The 26,843-nt window shown below is 60.9% G+C and carries 22 protein-coding genes; 11 read left to right on the top strand and 11 right to left on the bottom strand.

What is annotated here, in order from left to right; genetic code table 11:
- Positions 1–88: 88 nt before the first annotated feature.
- Positions 89–670, bottom strand: coding sequence for a sugar O-acetyltransferase (locus tag B9G99_RS17205; protein ID WP_162494979.1), 582 nt, complete (start codon positions 668–670; stop codon positions 89–91).
- A 33-nt stretch (positions 671–703) separates the two neighbouring features.
- Positions 704–1,651, bottom strand: coding sequence for a 2-hydroxyacid dehydrogenase (locus B9G99_RS04860; protein ID WP_086620992.1), 948 nt, complete (start codon positions 1,649–1,651; stop codon positions 704–706).
- Positions 1,652–1,920: 269 nt separating this feature from the next.
- Between B9G99_RS04860 and B9G99_RS04855 the strand changes: the two genes are divergently transcribed.
- On the top strand, positions 1,921–2,406 hold the full coding sequence (locus B9G99_RS04855; protein ID WP_086620991.1) for a universal stress protein: 486 nt from the start codon (positions 1,921–1,923) through the stop codon (positions 2,404–2,406).
- Between the two features lie 87 nt (positions 2,407–2,493).
- Here the strand turns inward: B9G99_RS04855 and sbmA are convergent, their stop codons facing one another.
- Positions 2,494–3,729, bottom strand: a complete 1,236-nt coding sequence (gene sbmA / locus B9G99_RS04850; protein ID WP_086620990.1) for a peptide antibiotic transporter SbmA — start codon at positions 3,727–3,729, stop codon at positions 2,494–2,496.
- A 116-nt stretch (positions 3,730–3,845) separates the two neighbouring features.
- Complete coding sequence (locus B9G99_RS04845) at positions 3,846–4,583, bottom strand: GntR family transcriptional regulator (RefSeq protein WP_086620989.1); 738 nt, start codon at positions 4,581–4,583, stop codon at positions 3,846–3,848.
- Positions 4,584–4,753: 170 nt separating this feature from the next.
- Between B9G99_RS04845 and B9G99_RS04840 the strand changes: the two genes are divergently transcribed.
- The gene (locus B9G99_RS04840; RefSeq protein WP_086620988.1) at positions 4,754–5,602 is read left to right on the top strand and encodes an amidohydrolase family protein; all 849 of its coding nucleotides are present in this window, start codon (positions 4,754–4,756) and stop codon (positions 5,600–5,602) included.
- Positions 5,596–6,897 (top strand): SLC13 family permease, encoded by a 1,302-nt coding sequence (locus tag B9G99_RS04835; protein ID WP_086620987.1) that lies wholly within the window; start codon positions 5,596–5,598, stop codon positions 6,895–6,897. The genes B9G99_RS04840 and B9G99_RS04835 overlap by 7 nt, the downstream gene beginning before the upstream one ends.
- Before the next feature lie 70 nt (positions 6,898–6,967).
- Here B9G99_RS04835 and B9G99_RS04830 read toward each other — a convergent pair whose 3' ends face one another.
- Both B9G99_RS04830 and pdxA read right to left on the bottom strand, forming a co-directional pair.
- Entirely contained in the window at positions 6,968–8,710 is a 1,743-nt protein-coding gene (locus B9G99_RS04830) for a glycerol-3-phosphate dehydrogenase/oxidase (protein ID WP_086620986.1), read from the bottom strand.
- A 77-nt stretch (positions 8,711–8,787) separates the two neighbouring features.
- Positions 8,788–9,834, bottom strand: a complete 1,047-nt coding sequence (pdxA, locus tag B9G99_RS04825; RefSeq protein ID WP_086620985.1) for a 4-hydroxythreonine-4-phosphate dehydrogenase PdxA — start codon at positions 9,832–9,834, stop codon at positions 8,788–8,790.
- A 171-nt stretch (positions 9,835–10,005) separates the two neighbouring features.
- Between pdxA and B9G99_RS04820 the strand changes: the two genes are divergently transcribed.
- Complete coding sequence (locus B9G99_RS04820) at positions 10,006–10,800, top strand: 2OG-Fe dioxygenase family protein (RefSeq protein ID WP_227875933.1); 795 nt, start codon at positions 10,006–10,008, stop codon at positions 10,798–10,800.
- Here B9G99_RS04820 and B9G99_RS04815 read toward each other — a convergent pair.
- Both B9G99_RS04815 and B9G99_RS04810 read right to left on the bottom strand, forming a co-directional pair.
- Positions 10,770–13,877 carry an efflux RND transporter permease subunit gene (locus B9G99_RS04815; RefSeq protein ID WP_086620983.1) on the bottom strand — a complete coding sequence of 1,036 codons (3,108 nt, stop codon included), beginning with the start codon at positions 13,875–13,877 and terminating at the stop codon, positions 10,770–10,772. The two genes, B9G99_RS04820 and B9G99_RS04815, sit on opposite strands and share 31 nt — an antisense overlap.
- Positions 13,874–15,052, bottom strand: coding sequence for an efflux RND transporter periplasmic adaptor subunit (locus B9G99_RS04810; protein ID WP_086620982.1), 1,179 nt, complete (start codon positions 15,050–15,052; stop codon positions 13,874–13,876). Before B9G99_RS04810 ends, B9G99_RS04815 begins: the two co-directional genes overlap by 4 nt.
- A gap of 239 nt (positions 15,053–15,291) precedes the next feature.
- On the opposite strand from B9G99_RS04810, the gene wrbA reads away from it, so the two are divergent.
- Positions 15,292–15,900 (top strand): NAD(P)H:quinone oxidoreductase, encoded by a 609-nt coding sequence (gene wrbA, locus B9G99_RS04805; protein WP_086620981.1) that lies wholly within the window; start codon positions 15,292–15,294, stop codon positions 15,898–15,900.
- Between the two features lie 102 nt (positions 15,901–16,002).
- Here wrbA and B9G99_RS04800 read toward each other — a convergent pair whose 3' ends face one another.
- Positions 16,003–16,635 (bottom strand): peroxiredoxin, encoded by a 633-nt coding sequence (locus tag B9G99_RS04800; protein ID WP_086620980.1) that lies wholly within the window; start codon positions 16,633–16,635, stop codon positions 16,003–16,005.
- A 168-nt stretch (positions 16,636–16,803) separates the two neighbouring features.
- Positions 16,804–17,106, bottom strand: a complete 303-nt coding sequence (locus tag B9G99_RS04795) for a hypothetical protein (RefSeq protein WP_086620979.1) — start codon at positions 17,104–17,106, stop codon at positions 16,804–16,806.
- A 130-nt stretch (positions 17,107–17,236) separates the two neighbouring features.
- Here B9G99_RS04795 and ligB point away from each other — a divergent pair, with 130 nt between their 5' ends.
- A complete protein-coding gene (ligB, locus tag B9G99_RS04790; RefSeq protein WP_086620978.1) occupies positions 17,237–18,985 on the top strand; it encodes an NAD-dependent DNA ligase LigB in 1,749 nt (582 codons plus the stop codon).
- A gap of 308 nt (positions 18,986–19,293) precedes the next feature.
- Positions 19,294–19,497, top strand: a complete 204-nt coding sequence (locus B9G99_RS04785; RefSeq protein WP_086620977.1) for a hypothetical protein — start codon at positions 19,294–19,296, stop codon at positions 19,495–19,497.
- Positions 19,498–19,688: 191 nt separating this feature from the next.
- On the opposite strand, the gene typA is transcribed toward B9G99_RS04785, so the two are convergent.
- Positions 19,689–21,521 (bottom strand): translational GTPase TypA, encoded by a 1,833-nt coding sequence (typA, locus tag B9G99_RS04780; RefSeq protein ID WP_086620976.1) that lies wholly within the window; start codon positions 21,519–21,521, stop codon positions 19,689–19,691.
- A 527-nt stretch (positions 21,522–22,048) separates the two neighbouring features.
- Here typA and glnA point away from each other — a divergent pair.
- From glnA to ntrC, 4 genes are all read left to right on the top strand, one after another.
- Positions 22,049–23,455, top strand: coding sequence for a glutamate--ammonia ligase (gene glnA / locus B9G99_RS04775; protein ID WP_086620975.1), 1,407 nt, complete (start codon positions 22,049–22,051; stop codon positions 23,453–23,455).
- Between the two features lie 198 nt (positions 23,456–23,653).
- Positions 23,654–24,157, top strand: a complete 504-nt coding sequence (locus B9G99_RS04770) for a DUF4124 domain-containing protein (RefSeq protein ID WP_158521443.1) — start codon at positions 23,654–23,656, stop codon at positions 24,155–24,157.
- Between the two features lie 179 nt (positions 24,158–24,336).
- Positions 24,337–25,422, top strand: a complete 1,086-nt coding sequence (glnL, locus tag B9G99_RS04765) for a nitrogen regulation protein NR(II) (protein WP_086620973.1) — start codon at positions 24,337–24,339, stop codon at positions 25,420–25,422.
- Entirely contained in the window at positions 25,415–26,830 is a 1,416-nt protein-coding gene (gene ntrC / locus B9G99_RS04760; RefSeq protein ID WP_086620972.1) for a nitrogen regulation protein NR(I), read from the top strand. The genes glnL and ntrC overlap by 8 nt, the downstream gene beginning before the upstream one ends.
- The last annotated feature ends 13 nt before the right edge of the window (positions 26,831–26,843 follow it).

Raw genomic sequence — 26,843 nt, 5'->3', positions numbered from 1 at the left:
TGATCTCGACTGTTCACCGCAGAACGCGGCGCCGGCCTCAGTGTAGCGGGCGGTCGTCAGAAGGGCATGGCAGGCTCAATGCGATGCATTATTCAAGTTGTCGAATCACGCGGGCCGGGTTGCCCACCGCTACGACGTTGGCGGGGATGTCACGGGTGACCACCGCACCGGCACCGATGACACTGTTCTCACCAATGGTGACGCCGGCCAGCACGATCGCACCGCCGCCCAGCCAGACGTTGTCTTCGATGATGATCGGGGCGCCGGCTTCGAGCTTTGCGCGTCTCGAGGCGGCATCGATGGGGTGGGTTGGTGTCAGCAGCTGCACGTTGGGCCCGATCTGGACGTCCCGACCGATGGTGATGGGCGCGACATCCAGTGCCACCAGCCCGAAGTTGGCAAATGAGCCCTCACCGAAGCTGATGTAGCAGCCGTAGTCGACATGCAGCGGCGGCCGGATATGAGCGGTATCACCCAACTCCTTGAAGAGCCCTTTCAGGATGGCATGGGCGGCTGCGACGTCGTGCTCGTAGCTTCTGGCGAATTCGGCCATGGCGGCCTTGGCAACGGCCGAGTCATGAGCCAGTTCGGGATCATCGGCGATGTAGAGCTCGCCGGCGAGCATTTTCTGTTTCTTTGAACGAACGTCTTCCGAATGGTCAGCGCACATGGCGGGCTCCTGTCGGTGCATGCACAAAACGAATCAGGCTTCTGGCACCGGGGTTACCAGCGCGCGGCCCTCGTGAAAGGCCTGAAGATTCTGAATGACCAGTTCCACGGTGGCATCAAGAGCTTCAGGGGAGAGGCCCCCGGTGTGCGGCGTCATGATGATGCGCGGTTCATCCTTCAGCGCCTGCGGCACGTCGGGCTCATGCTCGAAGACATCGAGGGCAGCGCCGGCAAGGCGCTTTTCGGTGACGGCACGCACCAGCGCATCACTGTCCACCACGCTACCGCGACCGACGTTGACCACAATGCTGTCAGGTTTCATGGCGCCCAGCAGCTCGTCATTGATCAGATGGTGCGTCTCCGGACCGCCGGGCAGGGCGCTGACCAGCACGTCGGCCTGCGCCGCCACATGTTGCGGGTCCGATGTATGGGGCCAGTCGAGATCGGCCTTCGGCTGGCGGGAGAAGTAGACCACGGGCATGTCGAAACCGTAATGGGCGCGCCTGGCGATGGCACGGGCCACGTTGCCCATGCCCAGAAGCCCCAGTGTCTTGCCGTGCAGCACCGGCGCGCTGCGGCGAATCTCCTGCCATTGCCCCAGGCGCAGGCCGGCATCCCCCTGTGGAATACGGCGAAGACAGGAAAGCATCAGCCCAAGCGTATGGTCGGCCACCGTTTCGGCATTGGTGCCAGGCCCGTGTGCGACGGCAATGCCGCGCTCTCGAGCGGCTGCCACGTCAATGCCCTCAAAGCCGACCCCTTGGGCACAGATCAGTCCCAGATTTGGCAGCTCGTCCATTTCCTCGGCCGTGAAGCCAATGGTACCGATGGTCAGGGCGGCTCGAATGTCATCACGGTGATGGCGGAGTACCTCGCGGCGGGTCTCGGCGTCTTCTGCCATATGAAGGCGAAAACCGGCGGCTTCGATGCGGGCCTGATGATGGCGTGACAGGCGCGTCACGACCAGCAGATGAATCGACATGGCAAACGTCTCTCGGAGCAGGACAGTGTGTTTCGATACTCTGGCACGCTGGGGCGGGCAGGGGTAGTCCGATGGGTCATGGATAGACCCCGAAAGGGGCATGAACCATGATCGAAGTGTAGTCCCTTATGCAGGAGTGCTAATGTCAAAGAGGTAAGGGCGCGGCGGTATGGTTGCAACATCAGACACCGCCGCATGACTTGTTGTGCGGTCTGACGGTGTTGTCGTCCTGAGGGCGGGCATCAGCCGCCAGCGCAGGGAGGTGAATCATGACACAGCGCATTCTAATACCCCTGGATGGCTCCCGCAGTGCTCGTCGAGCACTCGAGCACGCCTGTCTGATGCAGCGCGCCGAAGGGGGCGTTCTGCATCTGCTGCATATTGTCGAGCCGCCGGTGGCCACCGACCATCTGGGGGCCACCACCGGATCAACGCCGGTGGATTACACCCCGGAAAAGGGCCATGAACATGGCGAGGCGCTATTGAAGGAGACCTGGGCGGCGGTGGGTGACCCGTCCGCCGAGGTACACTTTCACGTCGAGGATAATCCGCCGGGCCGACCGGATCGGACCATTGTGGAGATGGCTCAAGCGCTGGAGGTGGATGCCATCGTGATGGGCAGCCGCGGACTCAGTGACATGAAGGGGCTGGTGGTCGGTAGCGTGTCGCATAAGGTGTCTCATGTGGCGCACTGCACCGTGATCACGCTGCACGTGCGCGATACCGGCCCGGATGAGGTACTCGGTCCCTCGTGATGAGGGCGCACGGCCTGCCGGGGTATTCAGGGCCGCGGCAGGCCTATGGGAGAGAAGCGGCTGGGAAAGCGCGCGCTCAAAAGAGGGCTATTCGTTCAGGGGCAGCGCCTTTCCTTTCGAAGGGTCGTCATCGATGACCGATTCAAAGGTGCGCAGACGCTTGATGATCGAGAGCAGTTCGATGATGGTCGACCAGGAGTTGACCAGATACTGGAAGGAGTCGCGCACCTGTCCAAAGACGTTGAGGATCTGCTGCAACAGGCCCAGCGTCAGCTTGCCGGCCACGATCGAAGGCGCCAGCACGATAAAGCCGAACACCACATCAGCCTGCAGATAGAAGATGCGGGCAATGTTGAAGTAGGCGTAGTGCCAGTAAAGCCGAAAATAGTTCTGTCTGACCCGATCAAACAGCGTGGCCACACTCGCAGGCGCTGCGCGCTGCGGATCATCCTCGCCGTAGACCAGTTCCTTGCGGTAGGCCGCCTCGACGCGCTGATTGCGAAACTCGAGCCCCGGCAGACGAATACCCACCACGGCCAGCAGCACAGTGCCAAAGAGTGACCAGGCAATTGCTGCCCATACCAGTGCGTTGGGGATATGACCGATGAGGGGCAGCTCGGTGATGTTCTGCGACATCGTGACCAGCAGCGGCATGAAGGCGATCAGGGTCATCACCGCCTTGAGCAGATTGACGCCCAGCCCCTCAAGCGTGGTGGAAAAGCGCATGGTGTCTTCCTGCACGCGCTGGGCCGCGCCCTCGATGTGGCGCAGCTTCGACCAGTGTTTCATGTAGAAATCATTCATCGCCCAGCGCCAGCGAAAGATGTAGTGGCTGACCACGAAGTAGTTGAGCACCCCCACCGTGACGGCCACAAAGGCAATGCCGGCAAAGCTGAGCATGCCGGTATAGATATCGGCCACCGTCACGCCGCTGTCGCCCCCCAGCGCGTTCTGGATCATGTCCCAGAACGGGCCGTACCAGGCGTTGATGGCAACGCTTGTCTGCACTGAAAACCAGGTCATGAAAATGATCAGGGCACTGACCAGAATCGACCAGTGCTGCCAGCGGTGGCGGCTGAACAGGGCCCATGCTGCGGCAAAGATTGCCACGCCAAGGGCGTAGTAGAGATAGAACCAGAGCATTGAAGGCGCCCAGAAGCGCGAGACGCTGACGGGCAGGTCCTCGCCCTCGCCGAGCGGCGGCAGTCCGATAACGGCGCCCCAGTCACTGGCACCCAGCTGCCAAAGCGTGATGCAGATCAGCGCCCAGACCAGAACGCTTGAGAAAAAAACAGGCGGATTGGGAAAAAACGACCGTAGCACGATAGAGTTCCTGCGGTAGCGACAACATTCAAGCAGGCCCGGCGGGGCTGCGCATTCTCCATCGACCCCGCAGTCGGGGTTGCGTTCCCCGACCGTGGGCGGCGTTAGAGGATGACTCAGGAGATTTCGATCTGATAGCGGAAAGTGGCCGCCGCCCCCATCGAGCAGCGATATTCCAGTGGCGTGCGATCATATCCCAGAGCAATGCGCTCAATGACGACCACGGGGTCGCGAGCAGCGATGCCCAGCAGGTCGGCCGTGGCTGCATCGGCCGAGGCGATGGTCAGCGTCTCGCGTGCCGAGCCGATCCGCTGGCCAAAGCGGGCTTCATAAAAGGGATATAAAAGCGTACCGAACGCCTCAAGCGGCACGTCAAGCAGCCCTGAAAAGCGAGAGGCGGGTAGCCATATCTTCTCGGTCAGCAGGCTGTCATCTTCCAGGGTACGCAACCGATCAAGACAGATACACGGTTCGTTGTCGGCAAGTTCCAGCGCTCTGGAGGCCTCGGCCGGCGGTATCGACAGGGTGGCCGACAGTATCCGGCTGCTCGGCACCCGTGATTCACCGGCAGCGTTGACCTGGCGAAAGAAGCGAAAGAAGGAGGCGTCAAAGTCCGGTCGGCGCACGAAGGTCCCTCGCCCCTGGCTGCGCTCCAGCAGGCCTTCATTGACCAGCGTATCGATGGCCCGGCGAACCGTACCCACCGCGATGCCATAGCGCCGGGTCAGCTCTGCCTCGGTTGGAATGGTCTCGCCCGGGGGCCATTCTCCGTTGGCGATCCTGTCCATGATTTCCTCGCGCAGCCGCTGATAGAGCGGCAGGCGCGCATCCGATCCCTCTTTCCAGTCACTCATGCATACTCGTCATCAATAAGCGGGGGTGAATGTATAACACCAATGTCTCATCGCGGCGCAATTGACCGCGATATCGGGCCACTATAAGGTTTCGATTCATATATATGACTATACGACGATAACAATTTTCCGTGAGAAGGTGCCCGGAATGCTGATATGCAGGAGTTTCAATGATCGATACGCATGACACCGCCATCACTGGCGTGGACACGCACGCCCATATCTTCAGTCAGCACCTTCCCATGGCCAGCCAGCGGCGTTACAGCCCTGACTACGATGCCGATGTCAGCCAGTATCTGGCGCATCTGGATCGTTGCGGGCTCTCTCATGGGGTACTGGTACAGCCCAGCTTTCTGGGGACCGACAATAGTTACATGCTCTCGGCGCTGCGCCAACATGGCAAGCGCCTGCGGGGCACGGCCGTGGTGGCGCCCGACATCGATGACGCCTCGCTCGACGTGCTGGGCGAGGCCGGCGTCGTGGGCATTCGGCTTAACCTGGTCGGAAAGACGCTCGAGGATTACAGCGCAGACCACTGGCAGCACCTGTTTACCCGGCTGGCCCATCGGGGCTGGTCTGTCGAGATTCAGCGCACGCTGGCGGATCTGGACGCGGTGGTACCAGCCATCCTGGCATCGAACGTGGCGGTCGTGATTGATCACTTTGGCCTGCCGGAAGGCACGGCCCTTGATGCCAGGCACCGCGAGCATCGCTGGTTTCTGGAGTTGCTGGGCGAGCGCAATCTGTGGGTCAAGATTTCGGCCACCTACCGCAGCAAGCTGAGTATCGATCAGGCCCGTGCCAGCATTGATGCGCTCTGCGACGGCGCAGGTCACGCCGATCATCTGGTATGGGGCAGCGACTGGCCGCATACCCGCTTTGAGCACCAGACCGATTATGAGTCGCAGTTTGCGCTCGCGAAAACACTGATGCCTGATCCTGCGCTGCGCCGGAAGGTCATGATCGATAACCCGGCGCGCCTTTTCATGATCGATGTCCGGGAGCATATCCAATGCTGAGTCTTCTGATCGTAGGGGCCATTGTCGCCGCCATCGCGCTGGGCTATCTGACACGAATCAATATCGGGCTTTTTGCCATTGCGCTGGCCTACGTGATCGGAAGCTTCGTGATGGGCATGAAACCTTCCGAGGTGATCAACCTCTGGCCCTTGAAGCTCTTTTTCATCATTTTCTCGGTCTGTCTGTTCTACAGCTTTGCCATCGTCAACGGCACGCTTGAAAAACTGGCCGAGCACATGATGTATCGCTGTCGCAATGTGCCCCACTTCCTGCCATATGCCATCTTTGGTGCGGCCACCCTGATTTCGGCGCTGGGTGCGGGATACTACACGGTGCTGGCCTTCATGGCGCCGATCACGATCCTGCTGTGCGCCCGTACCGGGTTGAGCCTGATCATCGGTGGCATGTCGGTGAACTACGGGGCGCTGGCCGGTGCCAACTTCGTTTCCAGCCAGAGTGGCATCATCTTCCGCGGTCTGATGACCGCCTCGGGGGTGCCGGAAAGCACGGCGTTCATCAACGGTATTGGCATTTTCCTCTCCACGGCCGTGATTCCGCTGATCGTGATTTCCGGATTCGTGTTTCTGGCCGGCAACAAGCGGGCCATGGCCGATGCCATGTCACACGTTGAGGCACCGAAGCCGCTCAATCGCGATCAGCGCATCACGCTGCTACTGACGCTGATCATGATGGCCGTGGTGCTCGCACCGCCCATCGCGGCACTGGTGGCGCCGGACAATGCGCTGATCGGCTACGTCAATGCCCGCATTGATATCGGCCTGGTAGCCAGTGTCTTTGCCGTGATCGCACTGCTGCTCAAACTGGGGGATGAACGCAAGGCGATCGCCAGCGTGCCCTGGGGTACCCTGATCATGATCTGCGGGGTTGGCATGCTGATTGCGATTGCCATGAAGGCCGGAACGATCGATCTGCTGGCCTCCTGGATCAGTGGCAGCATTCCTCCCGTGCTGGTGCCGGTGGTCTTCGGGGTGATTGCCGCGATGATGTCGCTGTTTGCCAGCACCCTGGGTGTCGTCACGCCGGCGCTGTTCCCGGTGGTCATGCCCATCGCCCAGACCCTGTCGATCGATCCGATGATCATTTTCATCAGCATCGTGGTCGGGGCGCAGGCGACCTCGATTTCGCCCTTCTCCTCGGGGGGCAGCCTGATTCTCGGCTCCTGCCCCAGCGAGGAAAGCCGCACGGTACTCTTTCCGAAACTGCTGTTTCGCGCCGCGCCGCTGGGCTTTGTGGTCGCGCTGGTCTTCAACCTGGCGCTGGCATTTATCTTCTAGTCGCGTCTGTCCATGAAGAAGAAAGCATGACGCCGTCGGGGGAAACCCCGACGGCGTTTTCATGAGTGCACTACCAGTTCAGCGTTTCGAAATCCCCTTCCTTGTGGGGCGTTGAGCTCGCCTCCCCCTCGGTCGCAGGATCATTGGTAGCACCATCGGCCGGCAGCGGCCCGGCGCCCGGGTCGCGAGCGATGCCGTTGGTCACGGGGTGATCGCGAAAGTATTCGTCAAAGCGCATCCGGGCGTCTTCACCGAACAAAATCTCGCACGCCTCCATCAGCCCGGCCGACTGACGAATGGTCTCCTGACGCGAAACCAGACTGATCTTGGAGCGCCTTCGCAGGAAGTCCTCGAGCTTGGTGATCATCTCGCGGCGTGCCGCCTGGCGCACTTCGGCGCGGATGTATTCGGTGCCCTCGATGAGGATTTCTGCCTGGCGCGGGTCCTCCCGGATGTATTCCAGAATGCCGATCGCATGCGCTGCGTAGCGCCGCCACAGCCGGGTCGAGAGCGGCTCGGAGGCGCTGGCATCGGTGTAATCATCAAGCTTCATCAGGCGCGCCTGATGGAAGAACTCGTCGCGCACCGCATTCACCGGCTCGCCGTACCAGCGGTAATCGGGAAAGCGGATGTCGATGCCCATGGTCTTGACCAGATCAACGATCTCCTCGCCGACATTGATACAGTCGGTGAGCTTGCCGCCAAAGATGCTGATAAAGCCCTGATCGATGTCGGAATCGATCTCGTGCTTGCGTGAGAGCTGCAGAAAATCGCGGTCGCCGCCGCTGGTGTTCTGTACGGCCAGCGGTCGCACGCCGCAGCGAGTGGCGATGATGTCGTCACGGTCAAGCGGCTTGTCCAGTGATAGGCGCGCGTTGATGTTATCCAGTACAAATTTGACGTCGTCATCGGTGATGGCCGCATGCGGGTCTTCGGTGCGGGTGTCGGTGGTGCCGATGCAGGTGCGCGTCCCCATGGGGATGGCGAAAAACAGCCGACCGTCTTCATCGAAAAACGCCAGCACGCGCTTGTTGGGCGTGATGCGATCGACGATCAGGTGGATGCCCTTGGAAAGCACATGACTGTGCTCGGTTTTCTTGTGGGCCAGAGCGTTGGTGCGATCGGCCAGCGGTCCGCAGGCGTTGACCAGCGTCTTCGCCTTGACCGTCCATTCGCGGCCGCTCATGACATCGCGCAGACCCACGTGCCAGAGTTTGCCCTGACGCTCAAAGCCGGTGGCCTCGACGTAGTTGGCCGCCACGCAGCCGCTGTTCATGGCGGTGCGCACGAAGTTCCAGACAAAGCGGGCATCGTTGTCGTGCAAAAAGGCGTCGGAATACTCAAAACAGCCGGTGGCCGATTGCGTATTGATCACCGGCTCCTCGCGATTGACGGTGGCAAGGCTCGGCAGGCGCGGCATCCGTGTAAAGCAGTTGCCGAACAGCCAGTAGATCCAGGTGCCCGCCCAGAGCATTAGCGGATGCCAGCGAAAGCCTTTGGTGATCGTGGTGAGAAAGCGGATCTCCTGCACGGTCGAGGGGTAGTGCTTGATCAGATGGTTGCGCGAGATACACAGCTCACGCACCAGCTTGAAATCCCGCGATTCCATGTATTTGATGCCGCCCCAGATGAGGTTGGACGACCACATGCTGGTCATGCCGGCGAAGTCACCCTGTTCCACCAGACCGACCTTGACGCCGCGCCCGGCCAGCGCCGCGGCGCAGACCGCGCCGTTGATGCCGCCACCGATGATCAGTGTGTCGTAGGTCTCGCCGTCGGCCAGCCTGTCGATATTGCTCTGCCTGAGTTGCATCGTCCTGCTCCGCGTGTCGGGGGAGTGGCGCGCCGTTGCGGATGAGCCCGCAGCGGCGTGGTCATGTCTTCAGTGTACTACCGCTGTCCGGTGTTGCATCCGGCCGGTCGATTTTCGGCCCCTGCGCGCACCATCGCCTCGGCCTGTTTCAGGGCGTACACAAGGCTTGAGGGGTCAGCCACGCCCTGGCCTGCGATATCAAAGGCGGTGCCGTGATCGACGCTGGTGCGCACGAATGGCAGCCCCACCGTGATGTTGACGCCATTCTCGACGCCGAGATATTTCACCGGGATCAGGCCCTGATCGTGATACTGCGCCACCACTGCATCAAAGTGACCGCGGCGGGCGTTCATGAAGACCGTATCGCCGGGCCAGGGGCCGGAGGCGTCGATGCCTTCTTCCCGGGCACGGGCGATGGCCGGCGCAATAATGGCGTCGTCCTCGTGACCGAACAGACCGCCTTCGCCGGCATGCGGGTTGAGCCCGGCGACGGCAATGCGAGGATGTTTGATACCGTAGGCGTGGCAGGCGCGCGCGGCGAGTCGAATGGCGCGCAGCTCGCGCTCGGGCGTGACGACGTCTATCGCCTGACGAAGGGACAGATGGATCGAGACCAGCATCACGCGCAGCTCGTCGTTGGCCAGCATCATGCCAAAATCCTGAGTGCCGGCGCGGTCGGCGAGAATCTCGGTATGCCCGGGATAGGTAATGCCGGCGGCAGCCATGGCGGCCTTGTTGAGCGGGGCGGTAACAATGGCGCTGATCGAGCCCTCGAGCGCGAAATCGATGGCGCGACTGACGTAAGAATAGGCGGCGGCCCCGGCGCGGGCATCGACCTGTCCATAGGGCAGATCAGGCGGCAGTGACGGACCTGCCGGTAGCACAGCCATGCGTCCCGGCGTGGTGTCATCCATGTCCAGCTCGCTTGGATGCTGGACCGGAAAAAGCGTCAGGGCCAGTCCCAGGCGCGCTGCCATGGCGCGCAGGCGCTCTATATCGCCGATGACCAGCAGTGGCGTGGTGCCCGCGCGCGGCATGCAGGCCAGACGGACGATGATTTCCGGGCCGACGCCGGCCGGGTCTCCCATGGTAATGGCGATGGGGGCGCGGGGAGATGCAGACATGGCGAGGCCCTTTTATTGGCAGACAGGCGCCCTGATCACATCATCATGGGCGGCGGTGATTGACGATGCCATAATAGCGCCCTGTTCCGCGTGTCGTCAGGGTGGGTCGTGAGATGATGCGCGGTGGCTCCACCCTCTGTTTTATTTTCGGTGGTTACTGTGATGTGTGATGTGCCAACGCATGATGCCCCCCTTGAAACGCTTCTCACCTCGCTGGCCGAGCGGGTCGAGCGCGATGGCTATCTGTTGGCGCCGGCCGACCAGGTCACGCCGGTCTTTCACGCCTGGTGTGCGGCGAGTGAGCACCGTATGCCGGATCATGACGTGCTGGCCGGCTACTGGAACCGTCTGGCGCCGGATCGCTTCATGGGAGATGGCGGGCGCTACCGGCGTCGTCGCCACGCCGTCTTCAGTGCCGCTGCCGGCGCGCATGAGCTGCGTCGCAGGCCCCATCAGGCGCATTTTCAGACCACCGATTACAATCGGCTCAACGGTGGCATCGAACGCCATTTCGAGCCGGTAGAAGACGCTGCGCTGACCACGAACGCCTTCACCTTTCTCTGTGAGCTCTGCCTTGGCGTGTTCGGGCGTTGCGCGCCGGGGGCCGACTGGCATGTCGAGATGCATCAGTTTCGAATCGAGGTGGGCGGAGACATCGACGCCGGCCTGCCCACGCCGGAGGGGCTGCACCGTGACGGCGTGGACTTCGTGGCGATGGTGATGATCCATCGGAGCAATGTTCGCGAGGGGGTCTCCCACATTCACGACCTCGACCGTCGCGAGCTGTCCGCGTTTACGCTGGCGGACGGCCTGGACATGGCGCTGGTCGATGATACCCGCGTACTACACGGCGTGACGCCCATCGTGGCTGTCGATCCCGAACGCGTTGGCGTACGGGATCTGCTGGTACTGACCTTCAAGCGCCGGCCGCCGGATCAGACCTGCGGCGGTGTCCCGGAAGGCTGATCTTCCAGTGAGGCCCTGAGCTGGCGGCGGCGATGCCCCGGCGGCTTCTGATGGCCGGCCAGCCAGTAATAGGCGATCGGCACCACGCCGAGCGTCAGCAGCGTGGCGCTGGCGCAGCCGGCCAGCAACGTAATCCCCAGCCCGAAGCGACTGGCAGCACCTGCACCGGTGGCCATCACCAGTGGCAGGGCACCGGCCATGGTGGACAGCGAGGTCATCAGAATCGGGCGCAGTCGCGTCCGTGACGCCTGCACAATGGCCTCGCGCAGCGCCACGCCCTCATCGCGCAGCTGATTGGCAAACTCGACAATCAAAATGCCGTTTTTGGCCGAAAGGCCTATCAGCATCAAAAGCCCGATCTGGGCATACAGATTGAGACTCTCCCCCAAAAGCCACAGCGCCGTGCCTGCGCCCAGCATCCCCAGCGGTACGGTCAACATCACCACCAGTGGACTGATAAAATTCTCGAACTGGGCGGCCAGCACCAGCCAGGTGACCGCGATCGCCACGGTGAACACCAGCAGCAGATCGCGTCCGGCTTCCAGAAAGTCCTGGGTGGCGCCCTTGTAGTCGATGCGCGCCTGTTCCGGCAGGGTTTGAGCAACCGTTGCGTTCATGTGATCAAGCACCTGCGACAGGCTGTAGCCGTCGGCCACGTTGGCTGAAAAGGTCACGGCGCGAATCCGGTTATAGCGGTTGAGCGTCGGCGAGACCGCCACCTCTTCCAGATGAACCAGGTTGGCCAGGCTGACCAGCGCGCCGCTGGCGCTGCGTACTCGAATCTCCTCCAGCGCCTGTGGTGTCAGGCGCTGCTCACGCAGGCCCTGCAGGATCACGTCATAGGACTGGCCGTCGCGCTCGAACGTGGTCAGGCTGCGCTCACCGAAAAAGGATTCAAGCGTCTGGCCGACCCTCTCGGCGCTGACTCCGAGCTGGGCGGCGCGTTCCCGGTCCAGTCGAATCTGAAGCTGGGGGGTGGTTTCGATCAGGTCGCTGTCGAGCGCTTTGAGACCGGGGTAATCCTGCCAGGCGGCCATCAGTTGATCGCGCCAGGCGCCCAGGGTGGCGTAATCCGGCCCGCCCACCACGAACTGCACCGGCGTGGCGTTGCCCGAGCTCAGCCCGCGTGGCAGCAGGGTGGTCGCACTGACTTCGGAAAAGCCCTCAAGTGCCTCGTTGATGCGCGCGGCCACCTCTCGGGTGCTCTGATCGCGTGTCTGCCAGGGGGTAAAGCTGATGATCCAGCGGCCATTGTTGACGGCACCTTCGCTGTTGCCGGGTGAGGGTACGCGCAGCGAGGCGTTATCGACCAGTGACGGGTCCTCGAGAATGGGGGCCAGACGCTGTTCCATGACCTTCATGCGCCGATGCATCTCCTCGAAGTTGACCCCTTCCTCGGCCTGAACGTTGATGCGCAGCGCGCCGCGGTCGTCATAGGGCTCGTATTCGGTGGGCAGCGAGGTGATGACCGCGGAGGTGACAATGACCATGGCCACAAAGCCGCCGCCGACCAGCACCGGGCGGTGCAGCATCTGCGCCAGATGGCGTTCATAACGCGCCGCCACGCCGGCCATGAACCGCCCCGTGGAAGCGCCCTGGCGGCCGGTCAGAAGCCATGAGGCCATCACCGGCGTCAGCGACAGCGACACCAGGGTGGAAAAGGCAATCGCGGCGGCAATGGTGACGGCAAATTCGGTAAAGAGCCGCCCGGTCTGGCCGCTCATCAGCGTGATGGGTAGAAAGACCGCCATCAGCACCAGGCTGGTGGCGATGATGGCAAAGGCGACCTGGCGGGCGCCGCGAAAGGCCGCCACCAGTGGGGCATCGCCATCCTCGAGATGGCGCTGGATGTTTTCGATCATGACGATGGCGTCATCCACCACCAGTCCCACCGAAAGCACCAGTGCCAGCAGGGTCAGCATGTTGAGGCTGAACCCCAGCCCCAGCAGGAGCATGCCGCAGGCCAGCAGCGAGATGGGAATGACCGTGGCAGCCACCAGCGCTGCACGCCACGACCCCAGAAAGGCGATGATCACGCCGACCACCATCAACACTGCAATGAGCAGCGTCAGCAGCACCTCCTTGAGCGCGGCAGAAATGTAGAGGGTGTCATCGGAGACGATATCGATGTGCATGCCCTCGGGCAGCTCACTGCGCAGATCCTCAAGCGTTTTGCGCACGTCGCGCGAGATGGACAGCGTATTGGCCGTACTCTGTCGGCTGATGGCAATCGAGACCGTCGGCGCCCCGTCGACCTGAAAGCTTTCGCGCCGCGTTTCCGGACCCAGCGCGACCGTGGCCACATCGCCCAGCGTGACGGTGCGCGTACCCTCCCCACGGCGTAGTGGCAGTCCCCGGAACGACTCGGCCGTCTCATAGCCTGGCAGCAGGCGTACGGTGAACTCCCGGGTGGTGGACTCGATCCGCCCGCCCGGATACTCAACGTTTTCCCGGGTCAGGGCTTCGGTAATGTCCTCGACGGTGATGTCATGGGCGGTCATGGCGTGGCGATCCAGATCCACCCTCATGGCCGGCAGCTGCGAGCCCCACAGTCGCACCCGCGAGACGCCATTGATGGTCGAGAAACGATCCAGAAGCTGACGGTCGGCGTAGTCCGACAGCGCCATGGCGCTCATTTGATCGGTCTTGACCGACAGGATCATGAGCGTGTCGCTGCCGCCCTGATCCTTGCTGATTTCGGGGGCTTCGGCCCCATCGGGCAAATTGTCCGCGACCCGGGAGACCTGATCGCGCACGTCATTGGCGGCGGTGTCGAGATCGATGTTGCTGGCAAAGGTCAGTGTGACTTCGGATTCGCCGTCATTGCTTTCGGATTCAACGCTGACCACGCCTTCGATGCCGGCCACCACGTTTTCAATCGTCTGAGTGACGCGGGACTCGACTACCGCCGCCGAGGCGCCGGGCCAGGCAATCTCGACCGAGACTTCCGGCTCCTCGATGGAGGGGTATTCCCGAATGGGCAGCTCCAGAAAGCCCAGCGTGCCAAAGAGCACCAGCAGCAGCGAAACGACCACGGTCCCTACCGGTCGTGTGACGGCCAGATCGGTCAGGGTCATGGGGTGGGCATCTCCGAGTCGGGTGCATACTCGTCTGCCGTGGTCTGCCTGGCCTGTTCAAACAGGGTGGACGTGTCGCGGGCGGCGGTTTCATCAAGGGTAAGCGTACGATCTTCACCGATAGCGCGCAGGCCGCTGATGGCGACCGAATCGCCCGGCTGCAAGCGCTCCGGGTCACTGCCGGCGTCGATGGCGGCCCAGCCCGGGCCACGCTCGAGTACGTTGATGTCGACCCGGTGGGCGCGGTAGTGGTCTGCTTCTGAGGTGATCACAAACACCCACTGGCGATCACGCTCGCCCATGATGGCGCCTTCCGGCACGATCAGACGGCGCCGTGCTGGCAGAAGCAGGGCAATCTCGAGCAGCATGCCCGGGCGCAGGGCAAGGCCCGGGTTATCAAAACGCGCACGGACCATGACCGTGCGGGTATCCCGGTCCAGCCGCGGGTCGATGGTGGTAACCTCGCCATGAAAGAGACGATCGGGCCAGGCCACCGAGCGTGCCGTGACCGCCATGCCTTCCTTGACGCGCTGCAGCTCACGCTCGGGCAGTGAGAAGTCGACCTGTACTCGATCGATGCTGTCCAGTGTCACCAGTGGTGTATCGGCGCTGATCTGCTCGCCGACGCTCAGGTTGTTCAGCCCCATGAGGCCGCTGACCGGTGCGGTAATGATGCGGTCCTCCAGTGCGGCAGTCAGGCGCGCCGCCTCGATTCGGGCACTTTCCAGCCGGTTGCGCTGGGCATCGATCTGCTGAGTGGCGATCGACCCCTGACGCACCAGCGGCTTGAGGCGATCCAGCTCGCGCTGCTCCTGTTCGACAATCACCCGTGCTGCCCGCAGGCCCTGCTGCTCGGCGCGATCATCGAGCTGAATCAAAAGATCCCCGCGTTTGACCCGTTCGCCACTGTCAAAGTGCAGTTCGGTAATGCGTTCGGTGACCAGAGAGGCGATCTCGACCGAGTCCGTGGCCTCGACATCGCCCACGGCGCCCAGCGTTGCGCTAAAGGGGCGCTCGATGACTTCGGCCAGGCCGACCGCCACGGGAGAGGCCTCGCGGCCACGCTCTGGTGCCTGCTCATTTGACAGCCACCACCAGAAGATCAGGGCCAGCGCTATCGGGATCAGCGCGACCAGCCAGATCAGCGGGCGTCGGGCATCGTGGTGTTCAGGCATGGGCAGGTTTCCGCAGGCAAGGGCGTTCACGGCAGCCGAAGCACGCTGCCTTACAACAGCATAAGGCGATACGGACGGGTCGCAACGTCATTCGTTCAAGCGCGCTTAAGACAGGCCTTCAAAAGCGATGATGGATGTCATGTTCAAAAAAGCAGGCAGCTGCCGCCTTGATACACCAGGCTGACAGGGCATGACGTTATCGTGGATGAACACCATATTGACTCAAGGAGACAGAGACGATGTCCCGGATACTGGTGCTGTATTACTCGATGTATGGCCATATCGAAACCATGGCGCAAGCCGTGGCAGAAGGCGCCCGCTCGGTGTCGGGTAGCGAGGTGACCGTCAAGCGCGTGCCGGAAACCATGGATGAGCAAGCTTTCAAACAGGCCGGCGGCAAGGTGGATCAGTCGGCACCGATTGCCGAGCCGTCCGAGCTTGCCGACTATGATGCGATTATCCTGGGAACGCCGACCCGCTATGGCAACATGGCCGGCCAGGTACGCACCTTTCTGGATCAGACCGGCGGGCTTTGGGCAAAGGGTGCCCTGCGCGGCAAGCTGGCCAGCGTCTTTACCTCCACCGGCACTGGCGGCGGTGAGGAGATGACCATTACGACCAGCTGGACGACGCTGGCCCACCACGGGATGGTCATCGTGCCGATCGGCTATGGGGTCGAGGAGCAGTTCGATATTTCCGAAGTCAGTGGCGGCACGCCCTACGGCGCCTCGACGCTGGCCGGCGGTGACGGCTCGCGCCAGCCCAGTGAGCGCGAGCTTAAAATTGCCCGCTTCCAGGGCGAGTATGTGGCAGGCTTTGCCAAAAAGCTGACCGCCCAGGTGCTCTGAGCCCTGTCGCTTTTGATCCAAAAAAACGCCCGACCATCCGGCCGGGCGTTTTTCATGGTGGGCAGCAGGCGTATTGACTGCAAGGGCGCCTGCCGTCGCGCCTTACTTGTTGAGCTTTGTCATGCGCAGGTAGGGCTTTTTCTCGTCCCAGCCCTGCGGGAAGAGCTTGGCGGCTTCCTCGTTGCTCAGCGACGGGACGATGATGACATCGTCACCCTGGCGCCAGTTGACCGGCGTGGCGACCTTTTCGTTATCGGTCAGCTGCAGGCTGTCGAGCACACGCAGGATTTCCTGGAAGTTACGACCGGCGCTGGCCGGATAGGTCAGGGTCAGACGCACCTTCTTTTTGGGGTCAATGACAAAGACCGAACGAACCGTCAGGGTGTCGTTGGCATTGGGGTGAATCATGCCGTACTTCTCGCTGACGCTGCGATCGGCATCGGCCAGCAGCGGGAAGTTGAGCCCGCAGCCCTGGGTTTCCTCGATGTCACCCTTCCAGGCGTGATGATCTTCGATTGGATCGACCGACAGGCCGATGGCCTTGGTGTTGCGCTTGTCGAACTCGGATTTCAGGCGTGCTACCTCGCCCAGCTCGGTGGTGCACACCGGCGTAAAGTCCTTGGGGTGAGAAAACAGGATCGCCCAGCTATCACCCAGCCACTCGTGAAAATTGATGACTCCCTCGGTGCTGTCCTGAGAGAAATCCGGTGCAGTATCGCCAAGTTGCAGCGCCATTTGTCACTCCTTTGGCATTGATGAAAACGGTGTCAGCAGAAGGGCCCGCGGCCCGGCTGGAGCCGACATGAGGTCATGGTCAGATAATGACGACTTCAGGCCGCAGAACCAAACAACGAGTTGTCCTAACTTGATTCCATAAAAGCATAAAAAATATTGGTCAAAGCATTAATTGCTATAACGGATAAAGGCACGGTCCTTGTCGGGCACCAGTACCGATTCGCCCTTGTGCAATCCTTCATGCGTGTCAACGCGCGTCTCGTCCTCGGTACTCAGCCCCAGTACCTCGGCAATCGAAGTGTCTTCATCCGGACGCTCGAGGACCTTCAGGCGCACATTGGCCCCCCTGTAACGCGCGGTGATGATGTCACCGGCCTTGGGCTTTTTATGCAAAAACTGAGTCAGTTCCTCGTGATCAGCGACATGATCAACCCCTTCCTGATCCCATGTAACTGTACGTACGTTGCTCATGGCCTGTCTCCTTGTTGATAAAAAAAGTTTAGCAGTTTGCGACCGTTACGCTGAATGCATTCGTCTTTAGAAAGACGCTCTCCTGTCGATATCCATATCAGAAATTTTTGATGTAATCGGATGAGGGCGTATGAAATGGCAGCGGTGGGTCATGGTCACCATCACCCTGATGGGGTTGGCGACTCCGGTGATGGGAAAGGAGAGTGCGTGTCCGCCATCCGAGGAGATCAAGGCGCGTCTTGAGCCGCTCGCAGCGCAGATTGCTCGCTGGGATGAGGCCTACTATCAGCACGGCGAGCGGCTGGTGGCCGACGGCGTGCACGATCAGGCACAGACGCGGCTGGCATACTGGCGCTCTTGTCTGGGGCAGACGTCGCCTGCGGTTGCCCTGAGCGGCGGCGAGCAGCGTCATGCCATCGCCCAGACCGGACTGAACAAGCTGCCGGATCGGGCGGCAGTCGAACGCTGGATTGAGGCATTGCCGCCCGGTCCGCTGTGGGTTCAGCCCAAGGTGGATGGTGTGGCGGTGACGCTGGTATACGAACACGGCGTGCTGGTTGAGGCGACCAGCCGTGGCGATGGTCTGACCGGACAGGACTGGCTGGCCGGTGTAATCGGCATCGAGGCGATCCCCGAACGGCTTGAAGGGCCATCGCCCGAGCGAGTGGTCGTTCAGGGAGAGCTCTATCTCAAGCGTTCTGACCATGTTCAGCAGCGTGATGGTACAGCCGGAGCGCGCTCGCGCGTGGCGGGCCTGATGCAGCGCCAAAATCCGGACGAGCAGACACGCGCTCGGATCGGATTCTTTGCCTGGGCGCTCCCCGACGGCCCGGCAACGCTTGCCGAGCGACACCGAAAGCTTTCCGACTGGGGCTTCATGGACCCGCAACGCTGGAGCAAACCGGTCCATACCATTGACGACGTGGCGCACTGGCGAGACTACTGGTATCGAAACAAATTGCCTTTTGCCAGTGATGGCGTGGTGATCAAGCGTGATGTGCAGCCGCCGGGCCGTCTCTGGCGCAATACTCCGCCCGAGGAGAGCGTGGCCTGGAAATACCCGGCCGTGGCCACGCTTGCCGAGGTGCGCGATGTCGATTTCAGTATCGGTCGTACCGGACGCATTACACCGGTGCTGGAACTTGAACCCGTGACGCTTGGAGACCGTACGGTCCGACGCGTCAGCGCAGGCTCCATGGCGCGTTGGCGCAAGGCTGATATTCGTCCGGGTGATCAGGTCATGGTGTCGCTGGCCGGCCTGACCATTCCGCGATTTGACGAGGTTGTGGTGCGTAACGCTCAGCGGGTGCCGATGGATGTGCCTGATCCTGATGCATTCAACGCCCTGAGCTGTCTGGAATTGACGCCGGGGTGTCGCGATCAGTTTCTGGCACGTCTTGAGTATCTGAGCAGCCGCAACGGGCTCGATATGCACGGGATTGGTGAGGGCACCTGGAAACGGCTAATTGACGCCGAAATGATCACTTCCTTGCTTGATTGGCGTGATCTGCCGCGCGCTACATTGCGCTCGTTGAGCGGTGTGGGTGACATTCGCGCCGCGCGGTGGCGCACTGCCTTTGATCAGGCAGGTCGGCAATCGCTGCAACGTTGGCTCATGGCTCTGGAGCCGGCCCATGCCCGTTTCTACGCCTCTCAGCCTAAAGTCGTCTTTCGGTCAGCCGATAGTTTGAATCACATTGTGTTCATGCGCTCGCTGAAAAACGCTGACTGGCAGGCGATACCGGGATTGAACAGCGCCGACGTTGCCACACTGGAGGCTTTCTGGCACAACGAGACAGTACAGGCGCTGCTTGATGAATGGGTCGATAAAACAGAGCCTTGGACACGGGAGGATGAAGCAGGGAATTCGCAAGGGTGAGAATTTCCATCATCAAGGATGTTGAGAAGTCGTAGAGCGATAGTTCTTTTCAATTTCCTTGATACTAATTGCTCAGTGTAATTTGAGTTACCTTCTGATACATTAAGCATTACAGGGTTACTGATTCAACGCCTTATTCGGTACCTACCCCTCAGAACAGGGGGCATCGATCAGGTGATAGACATCAGCGGTTTGTTGGAGCACAGCGCCCAAGAGCAGGCGATCACCATCAGGAACATGGCTGTGCAAATTGGCTTCCATTGTAAAAACGCGTTGCATGAAACGATGCGTTGAAAGGAGATAGGACCATGGCACTGTTAATCATTGGCGCAATGGGTTACGCCCTACTGATCATGTTCATGCTGGGTGCGATGATGCTTTCCGGACGGGCTTCAGATCGTGAGGCACGTCGTCTTCAACCGGTGCGAGTCGGTGCTGCAAGGCCTGCCGCTCTCAGCAATGCGCAGCCGTCTACCGACTTCTCGTCCATGCCCGGTCGTAACGCTGCCTGATTTCTCCGGGGAATCAGATAGGCGACAAAAGGCCGCTGTCCGCAAGGGCAGCGGCCTTTGTGTTTCTGCAGATGTTGCCCGGGGCTGATGTGATGCCCGGCATCTCGACAATCTCTTGAAGATAAAAAAACGGCCTGCATATTCTGCAGGCCATTTTGTGTCAGAAAACATGACAACGCGTGCGCAATGGCTTACTTCTTGTTGCGCTTGCGGTCGGTTTCCTTGAGGTGCTTCTTGCGGATGCGAATGAAGCCGGGTGTGACTTCCACCAGCTCATCGCTGTCCAGAAACTCGATTGCCTGCTCCAGCGTGAAGCGGATCGGCGGCGTCAGCACGATGTTTTCATCGTTGCCGGAGGCGCGCATGTTATCAAGCTTCTTGCCCTTGGTCGGGTTGACCACCATGTCGTCGGAGCGGTTGTTGATCCCGATCAGCATGCCTTCATAGACTTCGGTGCCATGATCAATGATCAGCTTGCCGCGGTCCTGAAGGGCGTAGAGCGCATAGGCCAGTGCCTTGCCGTCGACCATTGAGACCAGTACGCCGTTGCGACGCTCAACACCTGCGCCTTCCTTGAGCGGACCATAGTGGTCAAAGCGGCTGGTCAGGATGCCGGTACCGGAGGTCATGGTCAGAAACTGCGAGCGGAAACCGATCAGGCCACGCGAGGGAATCATGAAGTCCAGACGTACACGACCCTTGCCATCCGGGTTCATGTTGGTCAGCTCACCCTTGCGATAGCCCAGCTCTTCCATGACAGAGCCCTGATGCTGCTCTTCACAGTCGATGATGACCTCTTCGTAGGGTTCCTGCTTCACGCCATCGATCTCGCGGATGATGACTTCCGGGCGGCCCACGGCCAGCTCGTAACCTTCACGACGCATGGATTCGATCAGCACCGACAGGTGCAGCTCGCCACGACCGGAGACCTTGAACTTCTCGGCCGATTCTCCCTGCTCAACACGCAGGGCCACGTTGTGGATCAGCTCCTGATTCAGGCGGTCCTTGATGTTACGGCTGGTGACGTACTTGCCATCACGACCGGCGAACGGGGAATCGTTGACCTGGAAGGTCATCGAGACGGTCGGCTCATCCACGGTCAGTGCCGGCAGTGCTTCAACATTGGACGGATCGCAGATCGTGTCAGAGATGGACAGATCATCGATACCGGTAATGCAGACAATGTCACCGGCGCTGACTTCATCGGCCTGAACACGCTCAAGGCCAAGGTGGGTCATGACCTGACCGATCTTGCCCTTTCGAGTGACGCCGTGACGGGAGATGACGCTGACCTGCTGGTTGGGACGCACGCGGCCACGCTTGACGCGCCCCAGACCGATAACACCCACGTAGCTGTTGTAGTCCAGCGCTGAAATCTGCATCTGGAACGGGCCGTCGAGTTCAACGGTCGGCGGCTCGACGATGTCGACGATGGCCTGGAACATCGGGTCCATGTTCTCGGACAGATCTTCCGGGTCCATGCCGGCGATGCCATTGAGCGCCGAGCAGTAGATGATCGGGAAATCGAGCTGCTCGTCGGTCGCGCCCAGGTTGTCGAACAGATCGAAGATCTGATCGATGACCCAGTCAGGGCGCGCGCCCGGACGGTCGATCTTGTTGACCACGACGATCGGCTTGAGGCCCTGGGCAAATGCCTTCTGGGTCACAAAGCGGGTCTGCGGCATCGGGCCATCAACGGCATCGACCAGCAGCAGAACGGAATCCACCATCGACATGACGCGCTCGACCTCACCACCAAAATCGGCGTGCCCGGGGGTGTCGACGATGTTGATGTGGTAGTCGTGCCAGGTAATGGCCGTGTTCTTGGCCAGGATGGTAATACCGCGTTCCTTTTCCTGGTCGTTGGAATCCATGATGCGTTCCTGGTTTTCCGCCTTGCGGTCCAGGGTGCCGGATTGCGCCAGCAGCTTGTCGACCAGTGTGGTCTTGCCGTGGTCAACGTGAGCAATGATGGCAATATTTCTCAGCTTCTCGATATTGCCGGAAGTAAGCGTATCGGACATAACGCGTTTTCACCTTTGTGTACACGCGCCTGTTCAGGGTAGGAGCATGACCGTGCATTGTTTCAACGGCCATGTCAGCAGCGTGCAATAAATTTGGCCCCGCATTGTATAGGCTAAGTCGCCGGTCGAATAGCTGGAATCGTGGTGCAGACGCCGTGAAGTACAATGAAACAGGGTCATTGTGACGAGGTGACGACACCCTGCTTTCAGTCGCTGCTCTTTTTTGGTGCAAAAAGGGCGTGACTTGAACGTTAATGGTGCAATCTGAAACGCCGATACAGAAGTTCCGACCTTGATTCCATCGCTGTCTCGAAGGCCTCGTCATTTGATGATGGGGTTAAGCTGCTGTATGGAAAGCGTTTTTAAATTCGGGACGATTGGTATGCGCCATTTTGGCACGCTGCATGCATTATTTGGGTACACATCGGGACTTGCATGCACTGTGCTTGCGCGTGATACAACGGTGGCGAAGTGATGGCGTCCTGTTAACGGTTTTCAAGCAGTATCCCTTTTATTGGAGGAGTCACATGTCAGAGAAAACGCTTGCCCTGATCGAAGAGAACGACATCAAGTGGGCCGATCTGCGCTTTACCGATACCAAGGGCAAGGAGCAGCACGTCACCATCCCCGCGCGTATGGTCGATGAAGAGTTTTTTGAAACCGGCCAGATGTTCGATGGCTCCTCCATCGCCGGCTGGAAGGGTATCAACGAGTCCGACATGATTCTGATGCCTCAGGATGGTTCAGGCTATCTCGATCCCTTTACCGAAGACCCCACGATCGTTCTGCGCTGCGACATCATCGAGCCGGCCACCATGCAGGGCTATGAGCGTGATCCGCGCTCGATCGCCAAGCGCGCCGAAGCCTATCTGGGCAGCACCGGTCTGGGCGACACGGCCTTTTTCGGCCCCGAGCCGGAGTTCTTCATCTTTGATGAAGTGCATTTCAAGAACGACATGCATCACTCCTTTTTCCGCATCTCCTCCGAAGAGGGTGCCTGGGAGACCGATGGCAAGTTCGAAGGCGGCAACATGGGCCACCGTCCGCGCGTCAAGGGCGGCTATTTCCCGGTGCCCCCGGTCGATTCCTTCCATGACATCCGCAGCGCCATGTGCGCCACGCTGGAAGCCGTGGGCCAGACCGTTGAAGTGCATCACCACGAAGTAGCCAACGCCGGTCAGAACGAAATCGGTGTGAAGTTCAACACGCTGGTGCAGAAGTGCGACGAAGTTCAGACCATGAAGTATGTGATCCACAATGTGGCGCATGCCTATGGCAAGACTGCCACTTTCATGCCCAAGCCGATGGCTGGCGACAATGGCTCCGGCATGCACGTTCACCAGTCCTTCTGGAAGGACGGCGAGAACATGTTCGCAGGCGATGAATACGCCGGTCTGTCCGAAACTGCGCTGTATTACATCGGCGGTGTCATCAAGCACGCCCGTGCCCTGAACGCCTTCACCAACCCGTCGACCAACTCCTACAAGCGTCTGGTTCCGGGCTTTGAAGCGCCGGTCATGCTGGCCTACAGCGCTCGCAACCGCTCTGCCTCGATTCGTATTCCCTACACGGCAAGCCCGAAGGGCAAGCGTGTCGAAACCCGCTTCCCTGACCCGATGGCCAACCCGTACCTGGCCTTCTCCGCACTGCTGATGGCCGGCATCGACGGCATCCGTAACAAGATCCATCCGGGCGAAGCGCTGGACAAGAACCTGTATGACCTGCCGGCCGAAGAAGCGCTCAACGTGCCCACGGTCGCTTCGAGCCTCGAAGAAGCCCTGCAGGCGCTCAAGGATGACCACGCCTTCCTGACCGAAGGTGGCGTATTCACCGAAGAGATGATCGAAGCCTACATCGAACTCAAGATGGAAGATGTGACGGCCGTACGCATGGTGCCAAGCCCCATGGAATACGACCTGTACTACAGCCTCTAAGGTTCAGCCTTGATGATTTGAGGCAGGATGCCCGCCCCCTGTGGGTATCCACACGGAAAAGCCCCGTTTTAACGGGGCTTTTTATCGTCTGGAGATCGAGTTTCCCCGGCCATAATGACGGACTTTCCCTCCTGTGGAATTACTGTCGTGCCGGGTCGTTCCTGTTATCTGTTGCTGTGGACACTAGGGGTTTGTTGGTTGCTTGCAGACTTGCCGTCGCAGGCACATGCCGCGGTCTATCGCCATACAGATGCCCAGGGCAACATTGTCTGGAGCGACCGTCCCGGTGGTACGCGGGCGCAAGTGCGCGCCCCGCGTGTGCTGTCGCCTTCCAGTAGCACTGACAGCCCCGGGGCAGAACCTGCGACGCCTGTTCGTTTTACCTCCTATCAGCGCGTTGTGCTCAAGCCACGATCGGCGCCTGTAACCGTCGAACAGGCCCGCCGTGGCATTCCCCTGCGTCTTGAAATCGTTCCGCGTCTGCGTGCTGGCGATCAAGTGCAACTGATCATTGATGGCCGGCGGCATCAGTCACCGCTATCCAGCCATGTATTGATGGCCATGGGGCTCAAGGTCGGGCGCCATGCGCTGGTGGCTGAAGTGCTCGACAGCGCCGGTGTTGTTCGACAGCGATCTGACGTCATGACCCTTGATGTACTGGCCGCATCAACGTCCGAATCCGAGCCTGCCAATTCCCGGTGAACCGCTGCTGGTCTTGATGCACCACAAAGGTGCATCATGGTCCGGGCGGTCTTATCAATGTGCCATTTCCGTGCTGGCGCGCTGACCCACCTTTCCCTTGTGGTGCGATATATGCTGCATCCGTCATATGTGGCGCGCTTTTTGCACTATCAAAGGGAAACGACGTTAACGAGGGCTTCATGTATCAACGCCTGCTGGAACATCTCACCACGGCTGTGGTGCTGCTGGACGCGCAATTGAGCGTTCGCTGGCTTAATCCGGCTGCGGAAGCCCTGATGGGACTGAGCCTTTCACGGGTGCAGGGCACCTCTCTTGAATGTCTTGAAGGTGAAGACGGCCGTATCGCCGCCATGCTGCTCGAGGCGTTGCGGCTTCAACACCCCTATACCCAGCGCGAAACGCAGCTGGTCATGGCGAGCGGGGAGCGCATTACGGTGGACTACACCGCAACGCCACTGTCGAAAACCGAGCTGCTGCTGGAGTTCGAGCCGCGTGACCGCCTGATGCGCATCTCCCGCGAGGAGTCGCTGATTGCCCGCCAGGAGATGGTCAAGGTCCTGACCCGGGGTCTGGCCCATGAGGTCAAGAACCCGCTGGGGGGTATCCGAGGGGCGGCGCAACTGCTCGAACGTGACCTGCCCGATGAAAGCCTGACCGAGTTCACCCGCATCATCATCGAGGAGGCCGACCGCCTTCGCGATCTGGTTGATCGCATGCTGGGGCCCAATCGACCGGTCGAGCAAAGGCCCATTAACGTGCATGAGGTGGTCGAGCGGGTGCGTGCCCTGCTGCAGGCCGAGACCGACACCATCGCGCTGGTGCGCGATTACGACCCCAGCCTGCCATTGATCATGGGGGATGCCGGCCAGCTGATCCAGGCGGTGCTCAACGTCACGCGCAACGCCGTACAGGCGCTCAACGAAAACGCCATCGAGCAGCCGACGGTCACGCTGCGGACCCGAGCGAGGCGGCAGTTTACCCTGGGCGCCGAACGCCACCGGCTGGTGTGTGAGGTCTGCGTGATCGACAACGGCCCGGGCGTCCCCGAAACGCTGGCAGAGTCGCTGTTTTATCCAATGATCTCGGGTCGCGCCGAAGGCAGCGGACTGGGGCTGTCCATTGCCCAGTCGATCCTGCACCAGCACCAGGGGTTGATCGAATGTGAAAGTCGCCCCGGTCATACCGAATTTCGTCTTCTGATTCCGCTGGAAGGATTCAGCGAACCCGAACAAGACCGACAAGAGAAGGGAGGCACCCATGAGTGATACGGCCCGCGTCTATATCGTGGATGATGATCGCGCCATCCGCTGGGTACTCGAGCGTACGCTTGCCCAGCCTGATATCGAAGTCTCAAGCTTTGAGCGAGCTGATCAGGCCGAGGAGGCCATCAACCGTCAGGCTCCTGATGTACTGCTCACCGACATTCGCATGCCGGGCGTCGACGGGCTCGATCTGATGGCGCGGGTGCGCGAGCGCCACGCCGACATGCCGGTGATCATCATGACGGCGCACTCGGATCTCGACAGCGCCGTGGCCTCCTATCAGGGCGGCGCGTTCGAGTATCTGCCCAAGCCCTTTGACGTCGACGATGCGCTCTCACTGGTGCGCCGCGCCGTGGCCCACGCACGCGAACGTCAGGCACCGGCTCGCGTGCCCGAGGGCATTCAGGCCGAGATCATCGGTGAGGCGCCGGCCATGCAGGAGGTGTTTCGTGCCATCGGCCGGCTGTCTCACTCTCACATCACCGTGATGATCAACGGCGAGTCGGGGACCGGCAAGGAGCGGGTGGCCCGCGCCCTGCACCAGCACAGTCCACGGGGCCATCAACCCTTTATCGCCTTGAACATGGCCGCCATTCCGCGTGATCTCATGGAGTCGGAGCTTTTTGGTCACGAAAAGGGCGCCTTTACCGGGGCTACCGCCCAGCGTCGCGGACGTTTTGAACAGGCCGATGGCGGCACGCTCTTTCTCGACGAGATCGGTGACATGCCGGCCGAAACCCAGACGCGACTGTTGCGCGTGCTGGCCGATGGCGAGTTCTATCGGGTGGGTGGTCATGTGCCGGTTCGGGTGGATGTGCGCATCATTGCTGCGACCCATCAGCATCTCGAAAAGCTGGTCGAGGAAGGGCGCTTTCGTGAGGACCTTTTTCACCGCCTCAACGTGATCCGCGTACACCTGCCCAGACTTGCCGAGCGGCGCGAGGACATCCCGCGACTCGCGCGCCACTTTCTGGCCGAGGCGGCCCGTGAACTTTCCGCCGAGCCCAAGGTGCTCACCGAGGCGGCCGAACAGCATCTTTCGCACCTGCCCTGGCCAGGCAACGTGCGCCAGCTGGAAAACACCTGCCGCTGGCTGACCGTCATGGCGTCCAGCCGTGAAGTGCTCGTTGACGATTTACCGCCGGAGCTGCGTGATCTGGACGGCCCCACCGAGGGCTCCGGCGACTGGCGCAGCGCCTTTCGTGAATGGGCCGATCGAGCGCTGGCGGCGGGTCATACGCATCTGCTGGAGGAGTCGGTTCCGGATTTCGAGCGCATCCTGATCGAGACGGCACTGAAGCACACCGGTGGGCGCAAGGGCGAGGCCGCTGAACTGCTGGGCTGGGGACGCAATACCCTGACCCGCAAGCTCAAGGTATTGCTGCCGGCGCTGGCCGACAGCGCCGACTGATGGTCTGTATGTG

Source organism: Kushneria konosiri (genome assembly GCF_002155145.1).
Classification (GTDB): domain Bacteria; phylum Pseudomonadota; class Gammaproteobacteria; order Pseudomonadales; family Halomonadaceae; genus Kushneria; species Kushneria konosiri.
The sequence above is the reverse complement of the archived record's forward strand: the minus strand, read 5'-3'. Positions and strand labels throughout refer to the sequence as shown.